This is a genomic window from Pseudomonas sp. DG56-2 (assembly GCF_004803755.1).
Taxonomy (GTDB): Bacteria; Pseudomonadota; Gammaproteobacteria; order Pseudomonadales; family Pseudomonadaceae; genus Aquipseudomonas; species Aquipseudomonas auratipiscis.
In genome coordinates, this window is the sequence record NZ_CP032311.1 from 2,953,179 (window position 1) to 2,977,185 (window position 24,007).

The following is a 24,007-nucleotide window of genomic DNA, read 5'->3' on the forward strand; positions in this document are numbered from 1 at the left end:
CCCCCTACTCTGCCAACGGCCGGAACAACGGCAACGCCAGGTCGTCGTCGAAGGTCTGGAACTCGACCTGCACCCGCTGACCAATGTTTATGTCTTCACGCTTGACCCCGGCCAGGCCTGCAAGCAGGCGCACACCTTCGTCAAGCTCGATCAAGCCGATCGGGTTGGGATGGTCGAACGGCGCCACCTGCGGGTAATGCATCACCACAAAGGAGTACAACTTGCCCTTGCCGCTGGCTTGCAGGGTGTCCCAGTCGAACGAATGACATTCCATGCACACTGGCGCCGGTGGATGACGCAACGTGGCGCACTCGGTGCAGCGCTGGATCAACAACTTGCCCTGCTGGCAGCCTTCCCAGAAAAAACGCGTGTCATCGCTGATACCCGGGGCTGGACGCTTGGCCACCGGGGCTGCGCCGGCTTCGGCTTGCGGCGTGGCCTCGCGTTTCTCGACGTTGGCCGGCTTGAACTTGAACACCCGGAACAACAGCTCGCCGACCTTCTCGTCGCCGCTCGCCAGTTGCGAGAAGTAGCTCATGACCAGGGTGACGAAGAAGCCAGTGCCCAGGCCCGTGGTTTTCTCATCGCCAACCGATTCCAGGCGTGTGGTGTAGTACAGCTTCTCGCCCAGGCGCAGGTTGCGTTCGAAGGTCAGCTCCGAGTTCACCGCCACCACCGACGGATAGCCGTAGCTTTCGATCAGCGTGAGCACTTCATAAGGGTTCTCGGTGGTCGAGCCCGGTGCGTAGTTATTGATGTGAAAGCCTTCCATGCACCAGATCTGCAGCATTGGCGGCGGCGCAATGATGCCGTCGTTGCAGCTGTTGGCGGCCGTCAAGGGATCGGTGTAGAGCGGGTTTTCAAGGCCGATGACTTCGCACCACTGGCGAATCATTGGCGCGTTGACTTCGTCCCAGGCGTTCACGCGACCGTATTGGCGCCCAACCAGGGCGCGTACTTTGGATAGCAATTCTGGATCAGCCAAGAGAGTCTCCTGCGTGTTCAAAGTGGCGCCCGCGGTTGCAACGCCAACGTGGGTCGATCAGTGCGGCGCAACCTGCGCTGCGCTGAGATAAGCCGGGCGTTCACCGCCACCATGGAGCAACAGGTTGCAACCGCTGGCGTAGGACGCCTGCGAGGAAGCGATGTACAAACAGGCATTGCCGATGTCTTCAGGGGTGGCCATGCGCCCGGCCGGAATACCGGCGCTGACTGCGGCGATACCGGTTTCGTCGCCGTAGTGCAGATGGGCAAGCTCGGTGCGCACCAGGCCAGGGCTGACGGCCACCACCCGCACCTTCGGCGCCCATTCGACCGCCAGCGACTGCACCAGGGCCAGCACCCCGGCCTTGGCCGCGCCGTAGGCTGCGGTGCCGGGCGAGGCGCGCAGCGCGCTGATGCTGCCGATAAAGACAATGCAACCGCCGCCGGCCTGCGCCTGCATCAGCCGATTGGCGTGCTGGGCAACGTTGAGCGGGGCAATCAGGTTGAGGCGGATAATGCCCTCGTGAAACCGTGGCGAGGCACTGCCGGCGTCGGCCGAAGGGCTACCACCGGCATTGTTGATCAGCACATCAAGGCGCCCATACTCGTGCTGGATACTGTCAAACAGGCCTTGCAAGGCGTCCGGGTCGCGCACATCGGCGGCGATAAACGCCGCCTGCGCAGCGCCAACACCTGGCAATTGCTCTGGCGCGGTGCGCCCACACACGATCACCGTGGCGCCGGCTGCAAGAAAACTGCGGGCAATTCCTGCGCCGATTCCTTTAGTGCCGCCGGTGACCAGTACTACCTTGCCGTTGTAATCCAGCTGCGAATGACCACTCATGGCACGTTCCTCATGCTTGTATTAGGGTCACTCTAAGGAGAAACGCGCTCGGCAACTTCGTCTGAATGGACGATGAAAACCGCCTGGCGCAATTCACTTTTCACCACTTTGTTCGAAGCATTCACCGGCAGCGCCTGGAAGAACCGTACGTGGCGCGGCACCTTGTAGTTGGCCATGCGTTCCCGGGCCCAGGCGATCAGTGCCGGCTCGTCCAGTTGTTGGCCGCTGCGCAGGACCACGCAGGCACAGCCCACCTCGCCCATGCGCTCATCGGCGACACCGATCACCGCGACCTGGGCAATGGCTGGGTGTTCGATCAGGCCAGCCTCGATTTCTGCCGGGTAGCAGTTGAAGCCACCGACGATGAACATGTCCTTGAGCCGGTCGGTGATTTTCAGGTTGCCCTGCGCATCCAGGTTGCCGATGTCGCCGGTGTGCAGCCAACCCTCGGCATCGATAGCCTGCGCCGTGGCCTCGGGGTCATTGAAATAACCGCGCATGACATGAAAGCCACGCAGGCAGATTTCTCCGGATTCGCCCTCGGCGACAGGCTGGTTGTCGCGGGTGCGGATGCACACCTCGGTACCGGCGATGGCCCGGCCACTGGTCGCAGCGACGATATCGGCAGGATCATCCGGGTTGCAAATGGTCGCCAGGCCGCCACACTCGGTCAGGCCGTAGGCGGTGGTCACGACCTTCAGGCCCAGCTCGCGGCGCATGCGCTCGATCAGCACGGGAGGAATGGTCGATGAGCCGGTCACGGCAATACGCAGGCTCGACAGGTCGGTTTCAGCCAGGCGCGGGTGCGCCAGCATCGATAGGTACAGGGTCGGTGGCCCCGGCAGGACACTGATGCGTTCGGCGGCAATGCGCTGGAATACCGCCTCGGCATCGAACACCGCATGAGGCAGAATGGTGGCGCCCGCCAGCAGGCAGGTCAGCCAGCCGGCCTTGTAGCCAAAGGCATGGAAAAACGGGTTGATGATCAGGTAGCGATCACCTGGCTGCAGGCCAATCACCCGCACATATTCGTTGAAGGCGCGCACGTTCTGGCCGTGGGCGCTCATCACCCCCTTGGGCTTGCCGGTGGTACCGGAGGTAAACAGCAGATCGGACAGGTCCTCGGCGCTAACCGCCTCTGCGCGCTGGCGGGCGTGTGCCTCACTGACTGCCGCGCCCTTGGCGAGGAACGTCGCCCAGTCCAGGTCCGTTGCCTGTTGTGGCTGGCCTTGGCCGAACAGCACCAACTGTTCGAGGCTCGGCGGGCGCAACGGCGCCAACATCGCCTGATAGTCAAGGCCCAGAAACGCGCCCTGCATCAGCAGTACACGGGCCTGGCTGCGCGTGAGAATATCGGCCACTTCGGCGCCTTTCATGCGCGTGTTGATCGGCACCAGCACCGCTCCGGCGCAATGCACGCCCAACGCAGCAATCACCCAGTCACGGCAGTTCGGTGCCCAGATCGCCACCCGGTCGCCCGCCTCGATCCCCAGTGCCATCAGGCTACGGCAAACCCCCAGCGCCAACCCTGGCAACGCCTGGTAATCAGTGACAATGCCGTCTTGCTCGATAGCGGCCCGACCGGCATAGCGTTGGGCACTGGCGAACAACAAGGCAGGGATCGACAACGGCAGCGGGTTCCAGGCATGCAAGGTGCCCAGTGAAGCGGTACATGCAGTCATAGTGAAAAACTCGGCAATCGTATTATTCGGGAAAGAGCACGCGCAGGTGCTCGCTACGGGCCAGCGACTGGCAAGCCAGCGTCCAGCCCTGGTCAATTTCCTGCTGGTCGAGGGCTTCGTTGCGCAGCATCTGCACCTCGCCGCTTTCAACCGTGCACATGCAGGTGGCGCATGAGCCCACCAGGCATGAGCTGGGGGGTTGCAGGCCCGCTCGGCGCATCGCCTCGAGCAGCGTTTCGCCTTCGGCGCACGGCACCTCGAACTCTTCACCGTCCAGGCGCACCGAAAGCTGGCTACCAGGGCCGCTGGTGTCGACGGCCGGCAGCGCCTTGACCTCGCCCTCTTCGGGCAGGGAAACGAAGCGCTCGACGTGTACCTGCTTACCGGGCATGCCCAGGGTTTGCAGGGCGTCAACAGCAGCCTCCATAAACGGCCCCGGGCCACAGATGAACGCCTCGGCGCTGGCGAAGGGGCGTGCCAGTTCGGCCAACTGACTCACCGTCGGGATGCCCTGGACCGAGTCGAGCCAATGAATCACTTGCAGGCGCTGCGGATGCGCCGCCGCCAGGGCCTTGAGTTGATCGCGAAAGATCACCGACGCTTCATCACGGTTGGCGTAGATCAGCAGAATTCGCCCGTTTCCGGCCAGCAGTGCCGAACGCAGAATCGACAGCACCGGGGTGACACCGCTACCGCCCCCGAACAGCAGCAGGTCGGTGTCCAGTTGGCGCGGCACAAATACTCCGGCCGGCACCAACACTTGCAGGTTGTCCCCCGCCTGCACGGCGTCGCACAACCAGTTCGAGGCACGACCATCACGCACCCGTTTGATCGTGACCCGCAACGGCTCGTCGAGCAGTGGCGTACTCGACAGCGAGTAACAGCGCGGCAACCAGGCCTCCTGGTGCGGCACGCGCAGGGTCAGAAACTGCCCGGGTCGATAGCGAAAGCGCTCAGCCAGCGCATCGGGCACTTCAAATTCCAGCGAGCGGCTGTCGGCGGTTTCTTCGATCACGCGGGTCACGCGCAGGGTCAGGTAATCCAGGCTTGCAGTGGCAGCGGCTGACATGAAAGATCCTCACCGATTGGCGGCAATGTGATTGGCCGCGATGTACCCGAAGGTCATGGCCGGACCAAGGGTCCCGCCCGCACCGGGATAACTGGTGCCCATCACCGATGCCGAGCAGTTGCCGATGGCATACAGGCCTGGGATGGCCTCGCCGGTTTCGCTGACCACCTGGGCATGTTCGTTGGTCAACAGCCCGCCCTTGGTGCCGATGTCGCCGGCGTCCAGGCGCATCGCATAGAACGGTCCCTTGCCAAGCGGCGCCAGGCAGGGGTTGGGTTTGACGTTGCTGTCGCCGTAGTAACGGTCGAACACATTGCCGCCCCTGCCGAACTCGGTATCGATACCGGTACGGGCGAATTCGTTCATGCGCTTGACGGTCTGCTCAAGTCCGGTACTGTCGACGCCGATCTGCGCGGCCAGCGCCGGCAGGCTGTCAGCCTTGAAGTACAGCGTATTGAGCCATTCCTTGCGTAGGCGGCTGTCCGGCATGACCTGGGCCGGCATCAATGGGCCCATGGCGTAGTTGAAGCGAAAGCGCGCGTCGAAGATCACCCAGGCTGGAATCGACTGGCCACCGCTGCCGTGGTTATCGCGGTACATGGCATCGACGAATTCCAGGTACGGCGCCGCCTCGTTGACGAAGCGCCGTCCCAGGCTGTTGACCACAATGGCGCCGGGGAACGCCCGCTCGGCAAACACCCCGCGCGGTTTCTCTTCGCCGGGCACGGCAATGGTCGGTGCCCACCAGGCCCAGTCCATCAGGGCGGTGGCTGCCCCCAGCGCCATCCCGGCCTGCAGTGCGGCACCGGTGTTGTTGCCCGGTGGCGTGGCGCTCCAGTCGCGCGCGGTCGGCTGCGGCAAGAAGCGCTCGCGCAAGGCCTGGTTCTGCTCAAAGCCCCCGGAGCCGAAGATCACCGCGCGACGGGCATGCAATTGCTGGGGCTGCCCGTCACGGCTGACCTGCACCCCGGTGACGCGGCCGTTATCGGTCAGCAGCGCCTGAAAATCGGTGTTCAACCACAGCGGCACCTTGCGGTCCATCAACGAGCGACGCAGCGACGCGACCAAGGCACTGCCCAGGGCGGCACGGCGGTCACGGCGGCCCTTGCGGCGCCATTTGAAATCCAGTTTGTAACGCAACATCAGGCCGAGAATCAGCAGGCGCCAGCCGAACGAGCGCGACATGGCTTTGTGCGCATGGCGGGCGGTCCAGGCGATACGCCCCATCAACAGGGTCGATGGCGACGGCGTGCGCAGATTGGCGAGTTCATCACCGAGCAGGCCGGTGTCGAACAGCTCCGGGTCCAGAGTGCGTCCGCCCGCCAGAGCGCCTGGCAGTTGCGGGTAGTAGTCGGGGTACTTGTGCGCCACGGCATAACGTACGTGACTGTTCTCTTCCAGGGCCCGGATCATCTGCGGCGCGTGTTCAAGGTAGGCGCGCAAGCGTGGTTCATCGCCATGTTCACCGGTCGCCGCCTTGAGGTACTGCAGGGCCAGCTCGAAGCTGTCACGCCCGCCCTTGGCGGCAAAATAGTGGTTGTTGGGAATCCAGATACCACCACCGGAAATCGCCGACGTGCCGCCGAATTTGTCGCTTTTCTCGACAACCAGTACTGATAGACCCTGCTCGGCAGCAAACAGCGCCGAGGTCATTGCACCTGCGCCGGAGCCGACCACAATCACGTCGTAGTGGGAAGTTGACTGAGCTTTAGCTGTCATTGTTGTTGTGCCTTGGCTGTGATCGAAAGTACCCCGGCATGCCGCGCGAGGTAAGCAACCCCGGGCCTTCAGACAGGCCCGGGCATGGCTCAGACGTACGGATCAGGGTTAGGCAGGCCCAACTGCACAGCGCCAAGGCTGCGACCGAACGCCATGAAGTTGTTGGCGATATGCCCACGCGCCTGGTGCAGGTCACGGAACAGGCGCGCAACCGGGTTGCTGCTGTAGAGCCCGGAAGCGGCCATGCAGCGCAGCAGTTCGCTGACTTTCTCGGCGCAGACGTTGGTCACATACGAGGACTGGTAGCGGTACAACAGGCGTGTTTCAACATCCGGGTATTCGCCCGCCGTGGCCAGTTCCATCAGGTGCGCGTAGTTGCGCTCGAGCACCAGCTTCAAGCTGTCGACGATGATGGTCGCCTCTGCCACGGTGATCTGTGCCACCGGATCATCAGCGGTTTTCATCCCGTGCTTGCCGACGTGCGCCGCCGCGTTGGCGCGAAATTCGTTGATCGCGCCCTGCAAGGCACCGATGGCCGAGGTGGAAACGGCACGGGTAAACACCTGGGCAAAGGGAATGGCATAGATTGGGTTGGTATTGACCAGGCGCCCCGGGGTCGCTTCGGGCATGGGGTTGTTGGTGCGCTGCACGCGGTGCGCCGGCACAAAGGCATCTTCGACGACGATGTCGTGGCTGCCGGTGCCACGCAAACCCAGCACGTCCCAGTTGTGTTCGATACGGTAGTCGCTACGCGGGATCAGGAAGGTGCCATGTTCGGCGGCAAATTCGTCATCGGCTGGCAGCACACCGCCGAGGAAGCACCATTGGCAGTGTTCGCTGCCGCTGGAAAAGCCCCAGCGCCCACTGATGCGATAGCCGCCTTCGACCACGGTGACCTTGGCCACCGGCATGTAGGTGGAGGAGATCAACGTGGCGTTGTCCGGGCCCCAGACATCACGCTGGGCTTCGATCGGGTAGCGCGCCAACTGCCAGGGATGCACACCCATCACACCATAGATCCACGCCGTGGACATGCAGCCTTCGGCGAGGATCGTCTGGATTTCGAAAAAGGTCCGTGGATCTACCTCGTAGCCGCCAAACGCGCGTGGCTGCAGGGCGCGCAACAAACCGGTCTCTTGCAACTCGCAGATCGTTTCGTCCGGCACCCGGAAATCACGATCAGCGCGCGCGGTGCGGCTTTTAAGGGCTGGCACCAGGCGCCGGGCATGTTCAAGCAGTTCGACTTCTTCCGGTGTTTTTACTCGCATGCTGTCCATCCGTTCGTTCTCCCAATCTCGTTGCGCGGTTGCGCGAGGCTGGCTTGATGATCGAACGCGGCAGGCGATTATTCATCGTCAAAGCGGACTAGAGAACACCGCAGCGGCGCCTTCCCTGGCGCCATTGCAGGTTTAAATCGACGCGCGGCGGGCGGCCCAGGGACGGTCGTGTTCCAATTGCGAAGCCAGGCGCAGGAGCACATCTTCTGCACCCAGGCGCGCAGTGAACATCATCCCCACCGGCAGGCCGTTGTCACTCATGCCCAGCGGCAAGGAAATCGCTGGCTGCCCACTGACGTTGGCCAGCACGGTGAACGCCGCACTGCCCATGGCCTTGCGTGCATAGCTCTCATACGGCTGGTTGAGCGACAGCTCGCCCAGCGCCGGGGTCAACGTGGCGGTGACCGGCGAGAGGATCACATCGAAGCGTTCGAACTGCTGCTCCATGACCATGCTGATGTCTTCAAACGCATGCCGGGCACGAACCACACCCTCACCCGTGGCCTTGGCGGCGCGCTCCAGCACACCGAAGGTGATGATTTCCAGGTCCTGCGGACCCAACGTGCGGCCCAAGGCCTTTTCTCGATCATTGACCGAAACCAGTAGCGAGTTACCGATTGCCACACCGTGGGCGCCGAACAACTGCTGGGCCTGAATCGGCAGGCGCAGTTCATCCACCTCGTGACCCAGGCCGAGCAACTGCTTGATGGTTTCGTCGAGGACCTTGGCAATCGCCGGGTCCAGCGCTGCCCCGGTCAGCGACTCGCGCACAAGGCCGACCCGCAGCCGGCCTGGATCGCGGCCCAGTTCCTCGGCATAGGGCCGCAGCAGTGGTTGAGTCCAGTACGGGCTTCCAGGCTCGTGGCCCTGGCCGGCATCGAGGAACAACGCCGTATCGCGCACACTGTGCGAAACCACGTTGGCTACGCTGGCGCCAAACGAGCCTTCCAGGCGCGCGGGCCCGCTCGGGGTGCGGTAGCGCGTCGGCTTGAGCCCGACCAGACCACAATAGGACGCCGGGATGCGAATCGAGCCGCCACCGTCGGTGGCATGGGCGACCGGTACAATACCGGCAGCCACTGCCGCCGCAGAGCCTCCTGACGAGCCACCGCTGCTCAGTGCCAGGTTCCAGGGGTTGCGTGTCTGCCCCCAGGCCAGCGACTCGGTGGTCGTGGTCAGGCCGAACTCCGGGCTGGTGGCCTTGCCGAAAGGAACCGCTCCGGCTGCTTCGTAGCGGCGGATCAAAGTGCTGGTTACGCTTGAAGGCGGCGCGTCCTTGAACAAACGGCTGCCATTGCTGGTAGTGGTGCCTTGCAGGTAAGTATTGAGGTCCTTGAGCAGGATCGGCACCCCGGCCAGCGTTCCCTGGGCCAGGGTCCCTGCTTTTTGCCTGGCTGCCAGCAACGCACGGGCGTAGTCATCATGGCGCATATTGACAGCATTGATCTTCGGGTTGACCAGGTCGCAACGGGCAAATGCCGCAGCCAGCAGATCCTCAGCACTGAAATCACCGGCTTGCAGCCCCTTGACCATGGCCCAGGCATCCAGGCTCAGATATTCACTGGCCGTTAACCCGCCCGCTGCGCGCGCATCGGCAAAACGCCCCAAAAGCCCTACTCCCAACGCTACTGCGCCAGCCTTGAGCACCTGACGTCGCGGCCAGCCATCGGCAGCATCGGCGCCAGGGGCTGCGGCCGTATCAGCCGCTGGCACTGCTTTATTTTCCATGAACTGAATTCCGTTTTAATTGTAATAGTCTTCTCGACACGCTCGACCTGCGCCAGAACCCGCGGTCAGTCCGCGGTGATCTGCGCCACCATCGCTGCCAGAAAATGCTCGCTGTAGGGCGGCAGCAAGCCCCACTCGCCACGCGGATCGTGTTCCGGCGCCTTGAGCACGGTGCGCATGTGGCTGAACTCGAGGAAGCCTTCGCGCCCGTGGTAGTGCCCCATTCCCGAGCCGCCGATACCGCCAAACGGCGCATCATGCAAAGCGGCATGCATCATCACATCATTGAGTGTTACCCCACCCGACAGTGTGTGCTCCAGCACATGGCGCTGCTCCTCGGCGTCGTTGCCAAAGTAGTAAAGCGCCAGGGGCCGCGGGCGGCCGTTGATCTGGGCAATGACCTGGTCGACCTCATCAAAGGGCAGCAGCACCATGGCCGGGCCGAAGATTTCCTCGTGCATGATCTGGCTGTCCGGCGCCGGATCGATCACCAGTTGTAGCGGTCGGCGGCGATTCTGCGCATCGGCCGGTTGTGCGTAGGGGAGGCTCAGCACCCGCGCGCCGGCTTGCTCGGCCTGGGTAACCAGGGTTTCAACCCGGGCCAGGTGCTGGGGATTGACCACCGCGACCACATCGGGGTTGTCGCTCACCTCTGGAATGAACGTGCGGTAGGCGCTGGCGAACGCATCGATAAAGCTTTCCAACTGCTCGCGCGGCACGTAGACCAAATCAGGGTTGATGCACACTTGGCCACTGTTGGTGGTTTTCGACAGGGCAATGCGAAACGCTGCGGTGGCCAGGTCGGCGCTGCGGGCGACGATGACAGGGGATTTACCGCCCAGTTCCAGAGTTACCGGCACCAGGTTTTGCGCTGCGTTGCGCATTACCGACTTGGCCACCGCAGTGCTGCCGGTGAACACCAGGTGATCGAAAGGCTGAGCGGTAAAGGCTTGGGCCAGCTCTACCCCGCCGGTGACCACGCCCACCTCAAGCGGGTCGAACCACTCGGTAATCAACTGCGCCACTAGTGCGGCGGTGCGTGGCACCACCTCCGATGGCTTGAGGATTGCCCGGTTACCCGCCGCCAGCGCCGAGCCCAGCGGGCTGAGCAAGGTGTACAGCGGTGCGTTCCAGGTGCCCAGGATGCCCACCGTGCCCTTGGGCTGATACATCACCCAGGCCTCGGCGCCAAGCTGATCGTAGGGGCTGAAGACTGGCCGTGGCTCATCCTGCATCCAGCCTTCGAGGTGATCGCGCGCGTGCTTGAGCGAACCCAACGAGCCGAGCACATCATTCATCAACGAGAAGCCCTGGGGACGACCGCCAAAGTCGGCGTCCATCGCTTCGGCCAGCGCCTGATGATGGGCCACGAGCATGTCGATCACGCGCTGGATACGCGCGCGACGCAGCGCTGCCGGGACGGCCCCCTGGGCGTTGAATGCGGCTTTTTGTTCAAGCAACAGCGCCGACAGATCGTCGACAGAAGAAATTGCACAACTCATTGATGCCTCCTCAACTGAACAAGGGCCAACGCCACTGCGCTGTACCCACCATGGCCGTCATTGCACAACGCCCTGTAGCGGAAACTAGCCTCGCGCCACGGCGACCGCGTCGTCCATGTGGACGAGTGAAGCGAAAACGTTAGTCCGTTGAGACGATGTGAAGCACCCTGGCGCTGGGAATACTGCCACATACGCCAAAGGCGCTTGCAGTCTGCCCGCTTTATCAGGAGTCATCCATGAGTAATACGCACGCTCAACCTACAGGCTGGCGCAGCCATGGCCTGCTGTTTCTATTGGCGATGTTGTACGCCGACAGCTTCGTCGGTCGGCAGATCATTGCGGTGATGATCGAACCGATCAAGCAGGAGTTCGGCGCCAGCGATACGGAAATGGGCCTGGTCTCGGGCCTGGCCTTCGCGGCTGTCTATGTGGTGCTCGGCCTGCAGGCCGGGCGCATGGCCGATCACCTGTCGCGCACGCGCCTGCTGGCGCTCACCAGCTTGCTGTGGGCCTTGGCCACAGTGGCTTGCGGCTTGTCGACCAGCTTTGCCATGCTGGTCGTCGCGCGCATGGCGGTGGCGGTATTCGAGTCACCCACTACGTCGGCGTCGATGTCGATCATCGCCGACATCTACCCACCCCATCGGCGTTCGTTTGCCATCAGCTGCTACACCGCTGCGCCGACGTTTTCGACGATTATCGCCCTCAGTGTCGGCGCCTGGGCCGTTGATCAATACGGGTGGCGCAGCGCATTTTTTGCCGTCGCCTTGCCGGCCCTGGCAATCAGTGCCGCGTTTGCCCTGGTGATGCGCGAACCGATACGCGGACGCTTCGACCTCACTCACAGTCACGCCGCCCCAGCCAAGCAGCGCTTGCTCGACAACGCTCGTGAACTGCTGGCCCTGCCCGCCTATCGCTGCCTGGTGCTGGCCTGCGGGGTCACCACCTTCAGCGCCTACGCCTACGCCATGTGGAACGCCAGTTTCCTCGTGCGCTCGCATGACCTGCCCCTGCAATATGCTGGCATCCTCGCGGGCGTGGTAGGCGGCACCTGCGCCGGGCTCGGCGCTTTGTTCAGCGGCTGGCTGACCGATCACCTGGCAGTGAAAAACCAGCATTGGCAAATCGGTATTCCGGTCTTCGGCCATGTGCTGGGTACCTGCGCGCTGGTCACTTACCTGCTCTGGCCGCAGAGCATTCTCATGTATGTGGGTGCAATTCCGGTACCCAGCGCCATGCTCTGGTGCGGGCTGGCCAGTTTCTTCTCGGTCTGGTGGGTAGGCCCGTCGTTTTCACTGTTGACCCAGTTGGTACCCGCCCAGCGCCGCGCCACTGCCGTAGCTCTGCAGACTATCGTCACGACGTTGTGCGGCGTGGGCATTGGTCCACTGGCAACCGGGCTGCTCAGTGACACCCTGATACCCACGTTCGGTATAGAGTCGTTGCGCTACGCCTTGCTGCTGATCAGTTGCACCATCTTCATCGCCGTCATCCTGCTCTGGCGCACCTACCGTTATCTGAGCGTAGCGACCGAGCAGTCAGCCTACGCCTGAGGCGGTCAGGCCTGCACAACAATTGGTGCAGGCCCGGCACCGCCAGTGTCGAGGCGTCGTGCCAGCAAGCAAGTGAATGCCAATACCGGAATCACTGCGCAGCCACCGGCGATCCACAGCAACGTGGCATAGCCCTCGCCCAACAGTTGCCCGGCCAGCGCAGGCCCAGCGATCGAACTCAAGGCAAAGGCCCCCGGAATCAGCATGATCGAACGGCCGCTACGGTCCAGGCGAGCAATGGCAGCGGTCTGATAGACGCAACCCCAGGTGAAGCCCACCTCCCAGATCCAGGCACCCGCGGCGTACATCAAGAAGCCGTCGGCGTTGCCCAGCAACAACAGGCCCGTGCCGAGCACCAGCAACACGATGACATGCGGCATGCGCACGCCCAGGCGATCACCGACTGCAGCCAGAATCAACGCTGCTGCACCGCCGAGCAGCTTGAGCACAGCGAAGACGACACCCAGCTCGGTCGGCTGCAGCGCAAGGCCATGCCCCAGGCGCTCGAGAAACGCCCACAGGCCGATCTGCCCGGCACCAAACAGGAAGAAAAACCCCAGCGCCGCATAGGCCGCCGGGGGAAATTGAAAACGTGACAACACTGAGCCCGCCGTCTGCGCTTGACCGTTGGCAATGAAATCCTGGCGACGCGGTAACGCAAAGGCGCTCAAGCTCAACAGCAGGATGATCGAGGCGAGCATCCAGGCCGCACCGGCGTAGTGGAAATAAGCGATCACCAGCGACGGCAAGGCAAACAGCACCGCAGCCACCACCCCCAGCTCAATGCCCAGGCGTAAACCCAGGGCGCGTTCCTTGTTGGCCATTTCGCCCATGATGCGCATGCCCAGGCACGTCATCAGCGCGGCGAAGAAGCCAATCAACGCCCACAGCGGCAGTTGGGCAATCGCCGGCAGCCGCGACGACAGCCAATACGCCAGGGCTGCCCCAATGGCGCAGCCCAGAGTCAGCAAACGCCAATTCATGCGGTCGATCAGTACCACTGCTACCAACGTGCCGAGCAGGTAGCCGGCGAAACACACCGAACCCAGCAGGCCGACCTGCTCGATGCTGAAGCCGAGGCTGTCGACCATCGAACCGAGCAGGATAGGCAAGGTATTGAACGGCAAGCCACCAATTGTCGAAGCGAAGCTGGCGGCGAGCATTATCGCCAGTGTTTTTTGCCCACTCGTGGTCATCATGCATTCCTGCTCGGGTGCTTATCAGCGGTGGTCGACAGTAATGATTTCTTTGCGTTCGGCGATTGCCGCCGGCACGTTGGCTTCGTCCATGAAGAACTGCTCGTACCATTCGCGCAGTTGGTACACCGGACCGTCACCTTCGGCCAGCACCGGCTTGTTGACGCGGATCTTGTGCGCCCAGATGTCCACGTCCTGGTAGAACGAGTCGCGCGTGCGCATTACATAGTCCTGAGCCAAGGCTCGGTTCTGCTCCTCGCTCCAGCCCTCGATCTTCTTCACCATGCAGCCAAAGCGCAGTTCAAAACTGTTGCCACTGATCGGTACGTGGCAGTTGAGCAGGATCGAGTGAATCTCCATGCCCTCGAACATCGCACGCATGCGGGTGAAATGTGTTGCTGGCCCGTAGTAGGCAGATTCTGCTACCAAATCGCCGCCCAGCTGTTCTGAGTCACCATGGAAAATCTGCTGGGCAATGTGGCCTTCGAAGACGTTGGCGAAGTACTTGGTCGGGGTGAAATGCACCGGCCCAAAATGCTGGGCGTCCGCCAGGTTGTCGACCAGTTCGCGGGGGTTGGTCTCGATGACCAGCTTGTCCATGTGCCAGTCCTGCAGCCAGTCGTCGCTGTCCTGCTCCGGCAGATGTGGAATCACCACGGCCTGTGCCGGGGCGTTACCCTCGGGGTTGTTCCAGACGAACAGCAGCTTGTTCTCTTCACAGGTCAGCCAGCTGCGGGTCTTGGCTTTTGGCGGGATGCGCTTGCAGTACGGGATCTCGACACATTTGCCACTGGCATCGTACTGCCAATGATGAAAGGGGCAGACCACACGGTCGTTGACCAGGGTCCCGCGGGAAAGGTCGGCGCCCATGTGCGGGCAATGCGCATCGATCACGCTGATCTGGCCGTTGGAGGTGGCAAAGGCCAGCAAACGCGTGCCGAAGATGTTCAAGGTGTGCAGTTGGCCGTCACGAAAGTCAGCCGCTTCCCCCACACAGTGCCAGCCTCGACCAAAGCGAGGGGCCAGTGCAGTGTCGATGTTGATTGCTGCGAGCTTGGTCATTGTTATTGTTCCTCGTGTGAAAATCCCCGGTTACTTGCCAGGTCAATTCTCACCGAGCAGGCGCAAGCGCTCATCCCCCGCATGGACTAGTTGAGCACCGCGCACTGATTGCTTTGCCGTTTAGAACCGTGTCGGGCGCACCATGGCATCCATGCCACCATCGACGAACATCACGCTGCCATGCACAAAGCTGGCCTGTTCGGACTGCAGGAACGCCACCGCCTGGGCAATTTCCTGCGGGTGGCCAGCGCGCCCCAGCGGAGCCACGAACTCGCGAACGGCCTTGGCGAAACGTGGGTCATCCAGCGATGCCTGATGCAACGGTGTCTCGACCGCGCCGGGCGCCACCACGTTCAGGCGAATGCCCTGCCTGGCCCAGGCAACCGCCTTGCCGCGGGCATTGCAGGTCACCGCATACTTGGAGCTGGCATAGGCTACATGCGAGAGCCCCAGGCTGTTGGCGTGTTCCAATGCGAGCGCCTCGTTGCCGGCCAGCATGGCCTCGACCATCGCTTGCTGGTCTGGCTTGGTGTGGGTGGCAGCAATCGAGCCGATCACCGTGGCGGCAGGTTTGTCACCCTTGGCCAAGGCATCGGCCAGGCCATCGAGCAACTCGGTCACACCAAAGTAATTGACCGAAATAATGGTGTCGGACAGCGCGCTTGAGCCCACCCCGGCGCAGCACACCAGACCATCGAGCACACCTGCACTTTGCTCGAGCACCGCGTTGATGGCCGCCTGGCGCCCAGTTGCGCTGGACAGGTCGGCAATCACCTCAGTGTCTGCCCGGTCGATGCCAATGACTCGATGTCCTGCGGCGCGTAGCGCCTGGCAGACTGCTGCGCCGATACCCGATGCAGAACCGCTGACCGCTGTAATGGGCATAACCTTGATCCTCATGATGTAACGGAGGTGATTAGTATTGGTGGCGGACACGCTCGCCAACATCGTCCGCACGGACTAAAACGCCCCGGCCTTGAAAGCAAGACCGGGGCGGCAGTGAACAACGGCCACCGTCACGCGCTGCTGCGCACCGGGTGAGCCAGCTTCAGTGCCGGTTTACTGAGCTTATCGGCGCCCAGCACGGTCAACTTGGGCTTTCCCAGGGCAACCACGCTGTTGAGGATGATGCGCACCAACTCGGTCTGGCGACGCACGCCGGTCTTGGAAAAAATCGAGCGCAAGTGTGCCCGGGCGGTGTTGCGGCGCACATTCAATACTTCAGCGGCTTCTTCGAGCGAAAGGCCATTGACCAGCTCCATGGCCAATGCGGTTTCGGCCCGGGTCAAGTTGAACAGTTGCTTGGTCAGGGTTTCGCTGGCCATGGAGCGACCGACGGCGTCGCGGATGTACACCACTACCACCGGCTTGCTCTTGCCCTCGGCCCAGTCCTGGGTCGGTATCGCCTCGACGACCACACCGAGGTTGATGTTTCCCGACGGCCTGGACACCGACATCGCTTCAGATGCCGCGCCAGCCTGCGGACTGTCGGGGTCGCGGGCGAAGGCATTACGCACCAGGCGCTGCAATTCACGGTTATCGCTGGGATACGTGGCTTCAAGGTGGCCACCAACCAGCTTCAGGCCATCCGCCAGTTCCAACAGCTCGCTGGCCATCGGATTCATGCGCAGCACGCTGCCATTCTGATCGAGGACGATGGTAGCCACCGACAGGCGACTGATGGCCTGGGAATACAACTCACTGATCGACTCGCTGCGGTCGAGCAGGTTGTGCACATGCATGGCACGGCGCAAGTGCGGCAGGAACATCTCGCACAGCTGGCGTTCAGAGTCAGTGAAGCGAGGGGCGGATCTGGGGCGGGTAATGCGAAAACGCAGCTTGCCACCATCGGGCGTAGAAATATCGGCGCCCATGATGTGGAAGGTGTCGTGGACAATACCGTAGGTCTTGAAGTACACCGAATTGGTCCACTGCGCCTCGGTCATCAGGTCGTCTACGGTAAACACCTTGTCCATCGGCGGATTGTTGAACGGGGTGACCGCTTGCGGGTAGGCCCAGTAACTGACCTCGCCCTCGCCTTCGATATCGCCGACCACAATCATCAGGCCCAGGTCGGGTTGTTCGGGTACACGCAGAATCAAGGTGACATAGTTTGCCTGGTACAAACTGCGGACATGGCGCAAGGTCTTGGCCATCAGCTTTTGATCCAGCGAGCCGTCATAGAACTCGCCAATGAGCCTGTCGTACTCCGCCAGCTCCAAGCCCATGTCTGCCAAGGCTTGAACACTCAAGCTGGAATTCTCCATCGCCAGTCTCCTCGAGGGACACAGCCCAGGCCATGCCCGTTTTTATTGTTATGTTTCGAACACTTGCGGATGCACTGTGCAGCCTGTCAGGGCCGCCCGGCGTACATTGACCATAAACATTGACGATAGCAATACCCTTGATCGGCTACCGGGGCATCGTCCATATGGCCTACCCCGGTGCCGTCCAGCGCCTTCGATCAGTCCAGCTCGAACAGCCCCGCTGCACCCATACCACCCCCAATGCACATGGTCACCACCACGTAGCGCACGCCGCGACGACGTCCTTCAAGCAGGCTGTGACCGACCATGCGCGCACCCGACATGCCGAACGGGTGGCCGATGGAAATCGCCCCGCCATTGACGTTCAGGCGATCAGGCGCAATGCCCAGAACATCGCGGCAATGCAGCACTTGGCAGGCGAACGCTTCGTTGATTTCCCACAGGCCGATATCGGCTACGCTCAAACCGAAACGCTTGAGCAGTTTCGGCACCGCCACCACGGGCCCAATGCCCATCTCTTCGGGTGCGCAGCCCGCCACGGCGATCCCGCGATACGTACCTAGCGGACGCAAACCGCGTTCAGCCGCCTGAGCGCGACTCATCAGCAAGCTTGCCGAGGCACCATCGGAGAACTGCGAGGCGTTGCCAGCGGTAATGAACTCGCCCTGCTCCACCCAGGTGCCGTTCTTCCACACAGGTTTGAGTGCAGCCAAGTCTTCGCGCTGAGTCGAAGGCCGGTTGCACTCGTCGCGATCGGCCAGTACCAGCTCATGACCCGCTGGCTGACCCTCCTTGTCGAACAGTTGCTTGCGCACCTGCAGCGGCACGATTTCTTCATCGAACAGACCGTCGCGCTGGGCGGCGGCCGTGCGCTGCTGGCTTTGCAGCGCGTAGTCATCTTGCGCCGCCCGGCTGATGCCGTAGCGCCGCGAGACGATCTCCGCGGTCTCGATCATCGGGATGTACGCGCTGGGCATACAGGCGAGCACCGCCTCTGACTGGTTGCGGTAGGTGTTCTTGTACTTGTTCTGGGTGAGCGACAGCGATTCGACGCCACCGGCGATGGCAATGTCCATTTCACCGACCAGAATATTTTTCGCGGCCATGCCGATGCTGATCAGCCCTGATGCACACATGCGGTCCAAGGCCATACCCGCGACGCTTTCAGGCAAACCGCCGGTGTAGGCACACAGCCTGCCGATGTTGTAGCCCTGGGTGCCCTGCTGAACCGCTGCGCCCATGATCACGTCGTCTACCGCGCCAGGTTCTACACCTGAGCGTTCAAGCACCGCCCGTACCACGTGACCGCCGAGCACTGGGGCTTCGGTGTCGTTGAACGAGCCGCGAAAGGATTTGCTCAGCGCAGTACGCGCGGTAGCAACAATTACAACGTCATTCTTGTCCATGCACAGGCTCACTCACTGATCGGGTTAAAGGTGTAGCGACTGATGGTGTCGACCACGCAGCCGGGGCGCTCGGCGCCTTCGATTTCAACGCTCATGCGCACTACCAGTTGTACGGCGTTGCCGATCATCTCGGCGCTGATGACCTGGCCCCGACCGCGTACCCGCGAGCCGACCTTGACGGCTGCCGGAAAACGCACCCGGTCGGTGCCGTAGTTCACACCCATTGCCAGGTTGTCGATGCCCATCAGTTGCGGCATGAACAGGTTGGCCAGGGCCAGGGTCAGGTAACCATGGGCGATGCAGGCCCCGAACGGGCCATTGGCCGCGCGCTCAGGATCGACATGTATCCATTGCTGATCACCGGTCGCTTCGGCGAACAGATTGATTCGTTCCTGGGACAGTTGCAGCCAGTCGGTGACGCCGAGGTCCAGGCCCTCGGCCTTGAGCATTTGTTCGGCGCTGCTGAATCGGATACTCATGAGCTGCTCCTCAAGCCTGTTGTGAGCTGACCGAGAGCACTTCGCCGACCATGTAGGAGGCGTAGTCGCTGGCCAGGAAAATCATGACGTTGGCCACTTCCCAAACCTCGGCGGCACGGCCGAAGGCTTCGCGGTCGGCCAACTTTGCCAGCAGTTCTTCGCTGGAGGCTTTCTTGAGAAAATCGTGCAAGGCAATCGACGGCGACACGGCATTGATGCGCACCCCGCTCTCGGCGGCTTCCACCGCGCTGCATCGGGTCAGGGCCATGACACCGGCCTTGGCGGCGGCGTAATGCGCCTGTTCTTTCTGTGCACGCCAGCCAAGCACCGAGGCGTTGTTGACGATCGCACCGGCACCGCGGCGCTCCATATGCGGCAGCATCGCGCGGGTCATGCGGAAGGTGCCGGTCAAGGTCACATCAATGACGCGCAGCCATTCCTCGTCCGTCATTTCGGTGACGCGCTTGGAACCACCCAGGCCCGCGTTGTTGATCAGCACGTCAACGCCGCCAAGGGTCTGCTCGGCGCTCTCGACCAAGGCTTGTACTTCGTCCTCGAGGGTTACGTTGCACAACTGTCCATACACTGCCTGCAAGCCAGTTTCGGCCTTGAGTTGCTCGACTGCCTGTTCCAGGCGACGCGGATGAACATCGGAGATCATCAGGGCACGGCAACCTTCTTCGGCACAGCGCTTGGCCGCGGCAAAACCGATGCCAGCGCCTGCGGCGGCAGTGATCAGTACCGACTTGCCAGCCAGCAGTTGATGACCGGGTACATAAGGTGGGGCTTGTTTCACGATGAATACCTCAGACGGGATACAGGTTGTCCATAGGTATAAAGGCCGAAGACTTCGGGCACATCGTCAAAACGGACGTGATAGGCGAAGGAAGACACAGGGAAACAGGCGCCGACGCGGCCGACGCCTGACATTCACGCCGCTGCTAGCTACCCCAGACCTTCTGCGCCTTGGGCGCTTCGTTGAGGATCGCATCGACGGCTGCGCCTACTTCTGCAACCTGCCAGCGGGCGCCCTTGTCACGGGTGACCCCAGTGCGCCAACCGTCTCCCAGGGAGATACGCCCGCCCTGGCTTTCGAACAACTGGCCGCTGACATGCGCCGAGGCCTCGCTGCCCAGCCACACCACCAGGGGTGCGACGTTTTCCGCCGCCCAAGCGTCGAAACTGTCGTCATCGGGCTTTTTGACCATGTCGGGCATGGCGCTTTCGGTCATCGCCGTGCGCGCTGCCGGCGCCAGGGCGTTGGCCGTGACGCCGTAGCGCGCCAGTTCCGCTGCCTGCACCAAGGTCAGGGAGGCAATGCCACCTTTGGCCGCGGAGTAGTTGGACTGGCCGATGGAGCCCTGCAAGCCGGCCCCGGAGCTGGTATTGATGATGCGCGCAGCCACAGGCGTACCCGCCTTGGCCTGGTCACGCCAGCGCCGACCGAGGACATTGGCCAGGCAGTAATGGCCCTTGAGGTGCACGCGCATGACCATGTCCCAATCCTCTTCCGAGAGGCTGATGAACATGCGATCACGCAACACTCCAGCGTTATTGACCAGCACGTGGACCTCGCCAAAGGCCTCGAGTGCGGCATCGACGATGCCCTGGGCACTGGCCAAGGTGGTAATGTCGCCGTCGCTGGCAATTGCCCGGCCACCGCTGGAGCAAATCTCATCGACCACCGCTTCGGCGGCTTCGCGGCGAATATCATTGACCACGACATTGGCGCCCTCGGCAGCGAATGCCAGCGCATAGGCGCGGCCCAATCCGCCACCGGCACCGGTGATGATCACGGTACGATCTGTACAAATTCCCATAGGGTATTGTTCCTGTGTTTGTGGATGGCCGGCGTCAAAGCCGCTCGATAATGCTGACGTTGGCCTGGCCGCCGCCTTCGCACATGGTTTGCAGGCCATAGCGCCCACCGGTACGCTCCAGCGCGTGCAGCAAGGTCGTCATCAAGCGCGCACCGGTAGCACCCAGCGGGTGGCCGAGGGCAATCGCGCCGCCGTTGACATTGGTAGTGGCCGGGTTGTAATCGAGCTCCTTGGACCAGGCCATGACCACCGAGGCAAAGGCTTCGTTGATCTCCACCAGGTCGATATCGGTCATGCGCATGCCGGCTTTTTTTAGCGCCGCGCGAGTGGCCGCAATCGGTGCGGTCAGGTGCCAGATCGGATCGTCGCCAAGCACCGACAAGTGATGAATACGCGCCCTGGGGGTCAAGTTGTAGCGTTTGAGAGCCGCTTCCGAGACCACCAGCAAGGCCGCCGAGGCATCGCAGGTCTGACTGGAAACGGCCGCGGTGATCGAGGCAAACTCGGCGCTCACCGGTTCCAGGCCGGCCATTTTCTCCAGGCTGCTGACCCGCGGCGTTTCGTCGTGGGCCAAGCCTTCGCAGGCAACGATCTCCCGGGAGAAATAGCCCGCCTCTGTCGCGGCCAGGGCGCGGCGATGGCTTTCCAGGGCGAACACTTCCATGTCCGCGCGGCTGAGCTGCCAGTGATCGGCGATCCGTTGGGCGGCATAGAACTGGTTGACCGGCTGATTGCCAAAGCGCGCCTGCCAGCCCTTGCTGCCGGAAAACGGGTCGCTGAAGCCTAACGCTTGACCCGCGATCATCGCCGACGAAATCGGGATCTGGGTCATGGTCTGCACGCCGCCCACCGCCACCACATCCTGCATGCCACTCATCACCGCCTGGGCGGCAAAGTGCAGCGCCTGCTGCGACGAGCCGCACTGACGGTCAACGGTGGTGCCGGGGACATTCAGCGGCAAACCCGCGGCAAGCCAGCTGGTGCGGGCAATATCACCCGCTTGCGAACCGATGGTATCGACGCAGCCGAAGATCACGTCGTCATAATCTTCTGCAGGAATGGCATTGCGCTCGACCAGAGCGCGCAACACATGGGCGCCAAGGTCGATGGCATGGACATGGGCCAGGCTGCCCTTGCGCTTGCCCGTAGGGCTGCGCAAGGCGTCGACTATATAAGCTTGGGGCATGGCTCAATCCTCGAAGGTGGCGCCCGGCCCAAGCCGGGCTTCGTCGCTGAGCACGTAGGCGGCGACTCGAGATTTATGGGTGGCGCGATCGCCCCAGGAGGGGTCCAGCGACCAGGCACGCTTCATGAACATCTGCAGGTCGACTTCCCAGGTGTATCCCATGGCGCCGTGCACCTGAATGCCATGGCGAGCTGCCAACCAGCTGGCATCGCAGCAGGCCAGCTTGGCTTGCGAGACATACACGTCGGCGCCGCGCTCACCCTTGGCCAGGGCGTGGGCGGCGCGATACAGCACCGGTTTGGCGAACTCGATCTTGCTGGCGATATCGGCCAGGTGATGCTTGACCGCCTGGAAGCTGCCGATCGGCTTGCCGAACTGCTTGCGCTGGGCCACGTAATCCACTGACAGGTCAAGAATCCGCTGGGCCAGGCCCAACAGTTGACCGGCAACGGACAAAGCGCCGCGGTTGAGGGTTTCGGCCCACAGCGCGCGGCCCTGTTCGCCGTCGACCAGCAAGGTCTCGCCGCTGGGCTGCCAACTCACCTGACCCAGGCGTCGCGACGAGTCGATGCTGGCATTGGCCTGCACATCGACTTGCGAGCGCGGTACGGCATGCACTTCGTCGCCGTGGGCGAGAATCAGCCACTCGGCCAATGGTGCATCGGGCACCAATGGATTGATCGGGTGACCGATTGCCAGGCGCACACTGCCATTGGCAATGCGTGGCAGCAGGCTGGCCTTGACCGGACTGTCGTCCGGCAAGCCGTTGAGCAGGCCGGTAGCCACGTAGGCGGTGTCGGCCAGCGAATCGGGAATGGCGTAGTAGCCCAGCTCCTGTGTCATCAGCGACCAGGCGATGTCGTCCATGCCCAGACCGCCGAACTGCTCGGGCACCGACAACGCGGTAAGACCCTGCTCGGCGATCTTGGCGCGCAGCTCTGCCGAGCGGCCGACATCGGTTTCCCAGATTTCACGAAGCATTTCCGGCGCCGCTTCGGTCATCAGGAAGCGGCTGATGGCTTCACGAAACGTGAGCTGGTCATCGCTAAAAGTAAAGTCCATGGCCGGCTCCTATTTCGGCAGGCCGAGCATGCGCTCGGCAATGATGTTGCGCTGGATTTCGTTGGTGCCGGCGTAGATCGGCCCGGCCTGGGCGAACAGGAAGCCGTCGAGCCAGGCACCACCCAGCGCTTGCGGGGCGCTGCCCAGCAACTCGCCGTGGGCACCGAGAATGCGCATGGCGGTGTCATGCATCTTCAGGTCGAGTTCCGACCAGATGATCTTGTTGATGCTCGACTCGGCGCCGATCTGTGCACCACGGCTGAGGCGCCCGACGGTGTGATAGGACGACAATGCGTAGCCTTCGGCGCCAAGCCAGGCCTCGACTACCGCCTCACGAATGCTCGGGTCGCGGTCGGCGCTCTGTTGGTGCGCCTTGTACAGTTGTACCAACTTGCGGGCCGTGGCCTGAAAGCGCGCCGGCGAACGCAACAGCAAGCCGCGCTCGAAACCTGCGGTGGCCATAGCGACGTGCCAACCCTGGCCTTCGGCACCGATGCAGTTTTCCGCTGGCACCCGCACATCGTCGAAGAACACTTCAGCGAAGGTGTTCTTGCCGTTGAGTGCGCGGATCGGGCGAATGGTCACCCCCGGCGTATCGAGGGGCACCATCAGGAACGACAAGCCGTTGTGCCGCGTTGACGCCGGGTCGCTGCGAAACAGGCCAAACAGCCAATCGGCGTACAGCGCGCGGCTGGACCAGGTCTTCTGCCCGTTGAGCACATAGTGGTCGCCATCACGGGTGGCCTTGCTGGTAATCGCAGCCATGTCCGAGCCCGCGTTCGGCTCCGACCAACCTTGGGCCCACATGTCGACACTGGAAGCCATGCGCGGCAAAAAGCGCTTCTTTTGCGCCTCGGTGCCGAACTCCATCAGGGTCGGCCCGAGCAGCAACTGGCCATTCTGGTTGACACGCATCGGCGCATCGGCGCCGTAGTACTCTTCTTCGAAAATCAGCCACTCGATCAGATCGCAACCACGGCCGCCGTATTCCTTGGGCCACATGACCATCGACAGGCGCTGCTCGAACAACTTCGCTTCCCAGGCACGATGCTGCTCGAACCCTTCACGGGTGTCGTAGTTAGCCAGCGGCTCGGTCGGTTGATTGGCCGCCAACCATTCACGCACTTCCGCTCGGAAGGCCTTTTGTTTCGGGGTATATGCTAGTTCCATG

20 protein-coding genes are annotated in these 24,007 nt (G+C 62.6%); 1 reads left to right on the forward strand and 19 read right to left on the reverse strand.

Features of this window, described 5'->3' with window-relative positions; all coding sequences use genetic code 11:
- Positions 1-4: 4 nt before the first annotated feature.
- The 8 genes from D3Z90_RS13250 to D3Z90_RS13285 form a co-directional block, all read right to left on the reverse strand.
- The gene (locus D3Z90_RS13250; RefSeq protein ID WP_136476227.1) at positions 5-985 is read right to left on the reverse strand and encodes a bifunctional MaoC family dehydratase N-terminal/OB-fold nucleic acid binding domain-containing protein; all 981 of its coding nucleotides are present in this window, start codon (positions 983-985) and stop codon (positions 5-7) included.
- Positions 986-1,042: 57 nt separating this feature from the next.
- A complete protein-coding gene (locus D3Z90_RS13255; RefSeq protein WP_136476229.1) occupies positions 1,043-1,828 on the reverse strand; it encodes an SDR family oxidoreductase in 786 nt (261 codons plus the stop codon).
- A 32-nt stretch (positions 1,829-1,860) separates the two neighbouring features.
- Positions 1,861-3,510 carry a FadD3 family acyl-CoA ligase gene (locus D3Z90_RS13260; RefSeq protein WP_136476231.1) on the reverse strand — a complete coding sequence of 550 codons (1,650 nt, stop codon included), beginning with the start codon at positions 3,508-3,510 and terminating at the stop codon, positions 1,861-1,863.
- Positions 3,511-3,532: 22 nt separating this feature from the next.
- Positions 3,533-4,579: a ferredoxin--NADP reductase gene (locus D3Z90_RS13265; protein WP_136476233.1), complete on the reverse strand. Its 1,047-nt coding sequence runs from the start codon at positions 4,577-4,579 to the stop codon at positions 3,533-3,535.
- Between the two features lie 9 nt (positions 4,580-4,588).
- Entirely contained in the window at positions 4,589-6,298 is a 1,710-nt protein-coding gene (locus D3Z90_RS13270) for an FAD-dependent oxidoreductase (protein WP_136476236.1), read from the reverse strand.
- An 89-nt stretch (positions 6,299-6,387) separates the two neighbouring features.
- Positions 6,388-7,575, reverse strand: a complete 1,188-nt coding sequence (locus tag D3Z90_RS13275; protein ID WP_136476238.1) for an acyl-CoA dehydrogenase family protein — start codon at positions 7,573-7,575, stop codon at positions 6,388-6,390.
- Positions 7,576-7,707: 132 nt separating this feature from the next.
- On the reverse strand, positions 7,708-9,303 hold the full coding sequence (locus D3Z90_RS13280; protein ID WP_136476240.1) for an amidase: 1,596 nt from the start codon (positions 9,301-9,303) through the stop codon (positions 7,708-7,710).
- Positions 9,304-9,368: 65 nt separating this feature from the next.
- Positions 9,369-10,805: a coniferyl aldehyde dehydrogenase gene (locus D3Z90_RS13285; protein ID WP_136476243.1), complete on the reverse strand. Its 1,437-nt coding sequence runs from the start codon at positions 10,803-10,805 to the stop codon at positions 9,369-9,371.
- 236 nt (positions 10,806-11,041) lie between these two features.
- Between D3Z90_RS13285 and D3Z90_RS13290 the strand changes: the two genes are divergently transcribed.
- Positions 11,042-12,358 carry an MFS transporter gene (locus D3Z90_RS13290; RefSeq protein WP_136476245.1) on the forward strand — a complete coding sequence of 439 codons (1,317 nt, stop codon included), beginning with the start codon at positions 11,042-11,044 and terminating at the stop codon, positions 12,356-12,358.
- Positions 12,359-12,363: 5 nt separating this feature from the next.
- Here D3Z90_RS13290 and D3Z90_RS13295 read toward each other — a convergent pair whose 3' ends face one another.
- The 11 genes from D3Z90_RS13295 to D3Z90_RS13345 form a co-directional block, all read right to left on the reverse strand.
- Entirely contained in the window at positions 12,364-13,554 is a 1,191-nt protein-coding gene (locus D3Z90_RS13295; protein ID WP_136478948.1) for an MFS transporter, read from the reverse strand.
- Positions 13,555-13,578: 24 nt separating this feature from the next.
- A complete protein-coding gene (locus tag D3Z90_RS13300; RefSeq protein ID WP_136476247.1) occupies positions 13,579-14,616 on the reverse strand; it encodes a Rieske 2Fe-2S domain-containing protein in 1,038 nt (345 codons plus the stop codon).
- 120 nt (positions 14,617-14,736) lie between these two features.
- Complete coding sequence (locus tag D3Z90_RS13305; RefSeq protein ID WP_136476249.1) at positions 14,737-15,501, reverse strand: SDR family oxidoreductase; 765 nt, start codon at positions 15,499-15,501, stop codon at positions 14,737-14,739.
- Between the two features lie 131 nt (positions 15,502-15,632).
- A complete protein-coding gene (locus tag D3Z90_RS13310; protein WP_136476251.1) occupies positions 15,633-16,883 on the reverse strand; it encodes a helix-turn-helix transcriptional regulator in 1,251 nt (416 codons plus the stop codon).
- Positions 16,884-17,080: 197 nt separating this feature from the next.
- Positions 17,081-18,289, reverse strand: coding sequence for an acetyl-CoA C-acyltransferase (locus D3Z90_RS13315; protein WP_136476253.1), 1,209 nt, complete (start codon positions 18,287-18,289; stop codon positions 17,081-17,083).
- Between the two features lie 8 nt (positions 18,290-18,297).
- Positions 18,298-18,768 (reverse strand): MaoC family dehydratase, encoded by a 471-nt coding sequence (locus tag D3Z90_RS13320; RefSeq protein WP_136476255.1) that lies wholly within the window; start codon positions 18,766-18,768, stop codon positions 18,298-18,300.
- 10 nt (positions 18,769-18,778) lie between these two features.
- On the reverse strand, positions 18,779-19,564 hold the full coding sequence (locus tag D3Z90_RS13325) for an SDR family oxidoreductase (RefSeq protein ID WP_136476257.1): 786 nt from the start codon (positions 19,562-19,564) through the stop codon (positions 18,779-18,781).
- Between the two features lie 145 nt (positions 19,565-19,709).
- Complete coding sequence (locus D3Z90_RS13330; protein ID WP_136476259.1) at positions 19,710-20,588, reverse strand: SDR family oxidoreductase; 879 nt, start codon at positions 20,586-20,588, stop codon at positions 19,710-19,712.
- A gap of 34 nt (positions 20,589-20,622) precedes the next feature.
- Complete coding sequence (locus tag D3Z90_RS13335) at positions 20,623-21,774, reverse strand: acetyl-CoA C-acetyltransferase (protein ID WP_136476261.1); 1,152 nt, start codon at positions 21,772-21,774, stop codon at positions 20,623-20,625.
- A 3-nt stretch (positions 21,775-21,777) separates the two neighbouring features.
- Complete coding sequence (locus tag D3Z90_RS13340; protein ID WP_136476264.1) at positions 21,778-22,836, reverse strand: acyl-CoA dehydrogenase family protein; 1,059 nt, start codon at positions 22,834-22,836, stop codon at positions 21,778-21,780.
- Between the two features lie 9 nt (positions 22,837-22,845).
- Positions 22,846-24,006: an acyl-CoA dehydrogenase family protein gene (locus tag D3Z90_RS13345; protein ID WP_136476266.1), complete on the reverse strand. Its 1,161-nt coding sequence runs from the start codon at positions 24,004-24,006 to the stop codon at positions 22,846-22,848.
- Position 24,007: the final 1 nt, after the last annotated feature.

Bases quoted from the DNA above. Each gene is read 5' to 3' on its own strand.
- D3Z90_RS13295 (WP_136478948.1), bottom strand. From the start codon at position 13,554: ATGACCACGAGTGGGCAAAAAACACTGGCGATAATGCTCGCCGCCAGC.
- D3Z90_RS13305 (WP_136476249.1), bottom strand. From the start codon at position 15,501: ATGCCCATTACAGCGGTCAGCGGTTCTGCATCGGGTATCGGCGCAGCA.
- D3Z90_RS13310 (WP_136476251.1), bottom strand. From the start codon at position 16,883: ATGGAGAATTCCAGCTTGAGTGTTCAAGCCTTGGCAGACATGGGCTTG.
- D3Z90_RS13265 (WP_136476233.1), bottom strand. From the start codon at position 4,579: ATGTCAGCCGCTGCCACTGCAAGCCTGGATTACCTGACCCTGCGCGTG.
- D3Z90_RS13320 (WP_136476255.1), bottom strand. From the start codon at position 18,768: ATGAGTATCCGATTCAGCAGCGCCGAACAAATGCTCAAGGCCGAGGGC.
- D3Z90_RS13345 (WP_136476266.1), bottom strand. From the start codon at position 24,006: ATGGAACTAGCATATACCCCGAAACAAAAGGCCTTCCGAGCGGAAGTG.
- D3Z90_RS13285 (WP_136476243.1), bottom strand. From the start codon at position 10,805: ATGAGTTGTGCAATTTCTTCTGTCGACGATCTGTCGGCGCTGTTGCTT.
- D3Z90_RS13280 (WP_136476240.1), bottom strand. From the start codon at position 9,303: ATGGAAAATAAAGCAGTGCCAGCGGCTGATACGGCCGCAGCCCCTGGC.
- D3Z90_RS13315 (WP_136476253.1), bottom strand. From the start codon at position 18,289: ATGGACAAGAATGACGTTGTAATTGTTGCTACCGCGCGTACTGCGCTG.
- D3Z90_RS13340 (WP_136476264.1), bottom strand. From the start codon at position 22,836: ATGGACTTTACTTTTAGCGATGACCAGCTCACGTTTCGTGAAGCCATC.
- D3Z90_RS13330 (WP_136476259.1), bottom strand. From the start codon at position 20,588: ATGGGAATTTGTACAGATCGTACCGTGATCATCACCGGTGCCGGTGGC.
- D3Z90_RS13335 (WP_136476261.1), bottom strand. From the start codon at position 21,774: ATGCCCCAAGCTTATATAGTCGACGCCTTGCGCAGCCCTACGGGCAAG.
- D3Z90_RS13260 (WP_136476231.1), bottom strand. From the start codon at position 3,510: ATGACTGCATGTACCGCTTCACTGGGCACCTTGCATGCCTGGAACCCG.
- D3Z90_RS13275 (WP_136476238.1), bottom strand. From the start codon at position 7,575: ATGGACAGCATGCGAGTAAAAACACCGGAAGAAGTCGAACTGCTTGAA.
- D3Z90_RS13270 (WP_136476236.1), bottom strand. From the start codon at position 6,298: ATGACAGCTAAAGCTCAGTCAACTTCCCACTACGACGTGATTGTGGTC.
- D3Z90_RS13255 (WP_136476229.1), bottom strand. From the start codon at position 1,828: ATGAGTGGTCATTCGCAGCTGGATTACAACGGCAAGGTAGTACTGGTC.
- D3Z90_RS13290 (WP_136476245.1), top strand. From the start codon at position 11,042: ATGAGTAATACGCACGCTCAACCTACAGGCTGGCGCAGCCATGGCCTG.
- D3Z90_RS13300 (WP_136476247.1), bottom strand. From the start codon at position 14,616: ATGACCAAGCTCGCAGCAATCAACATCGACACTGCACTGGCCCCTCGC.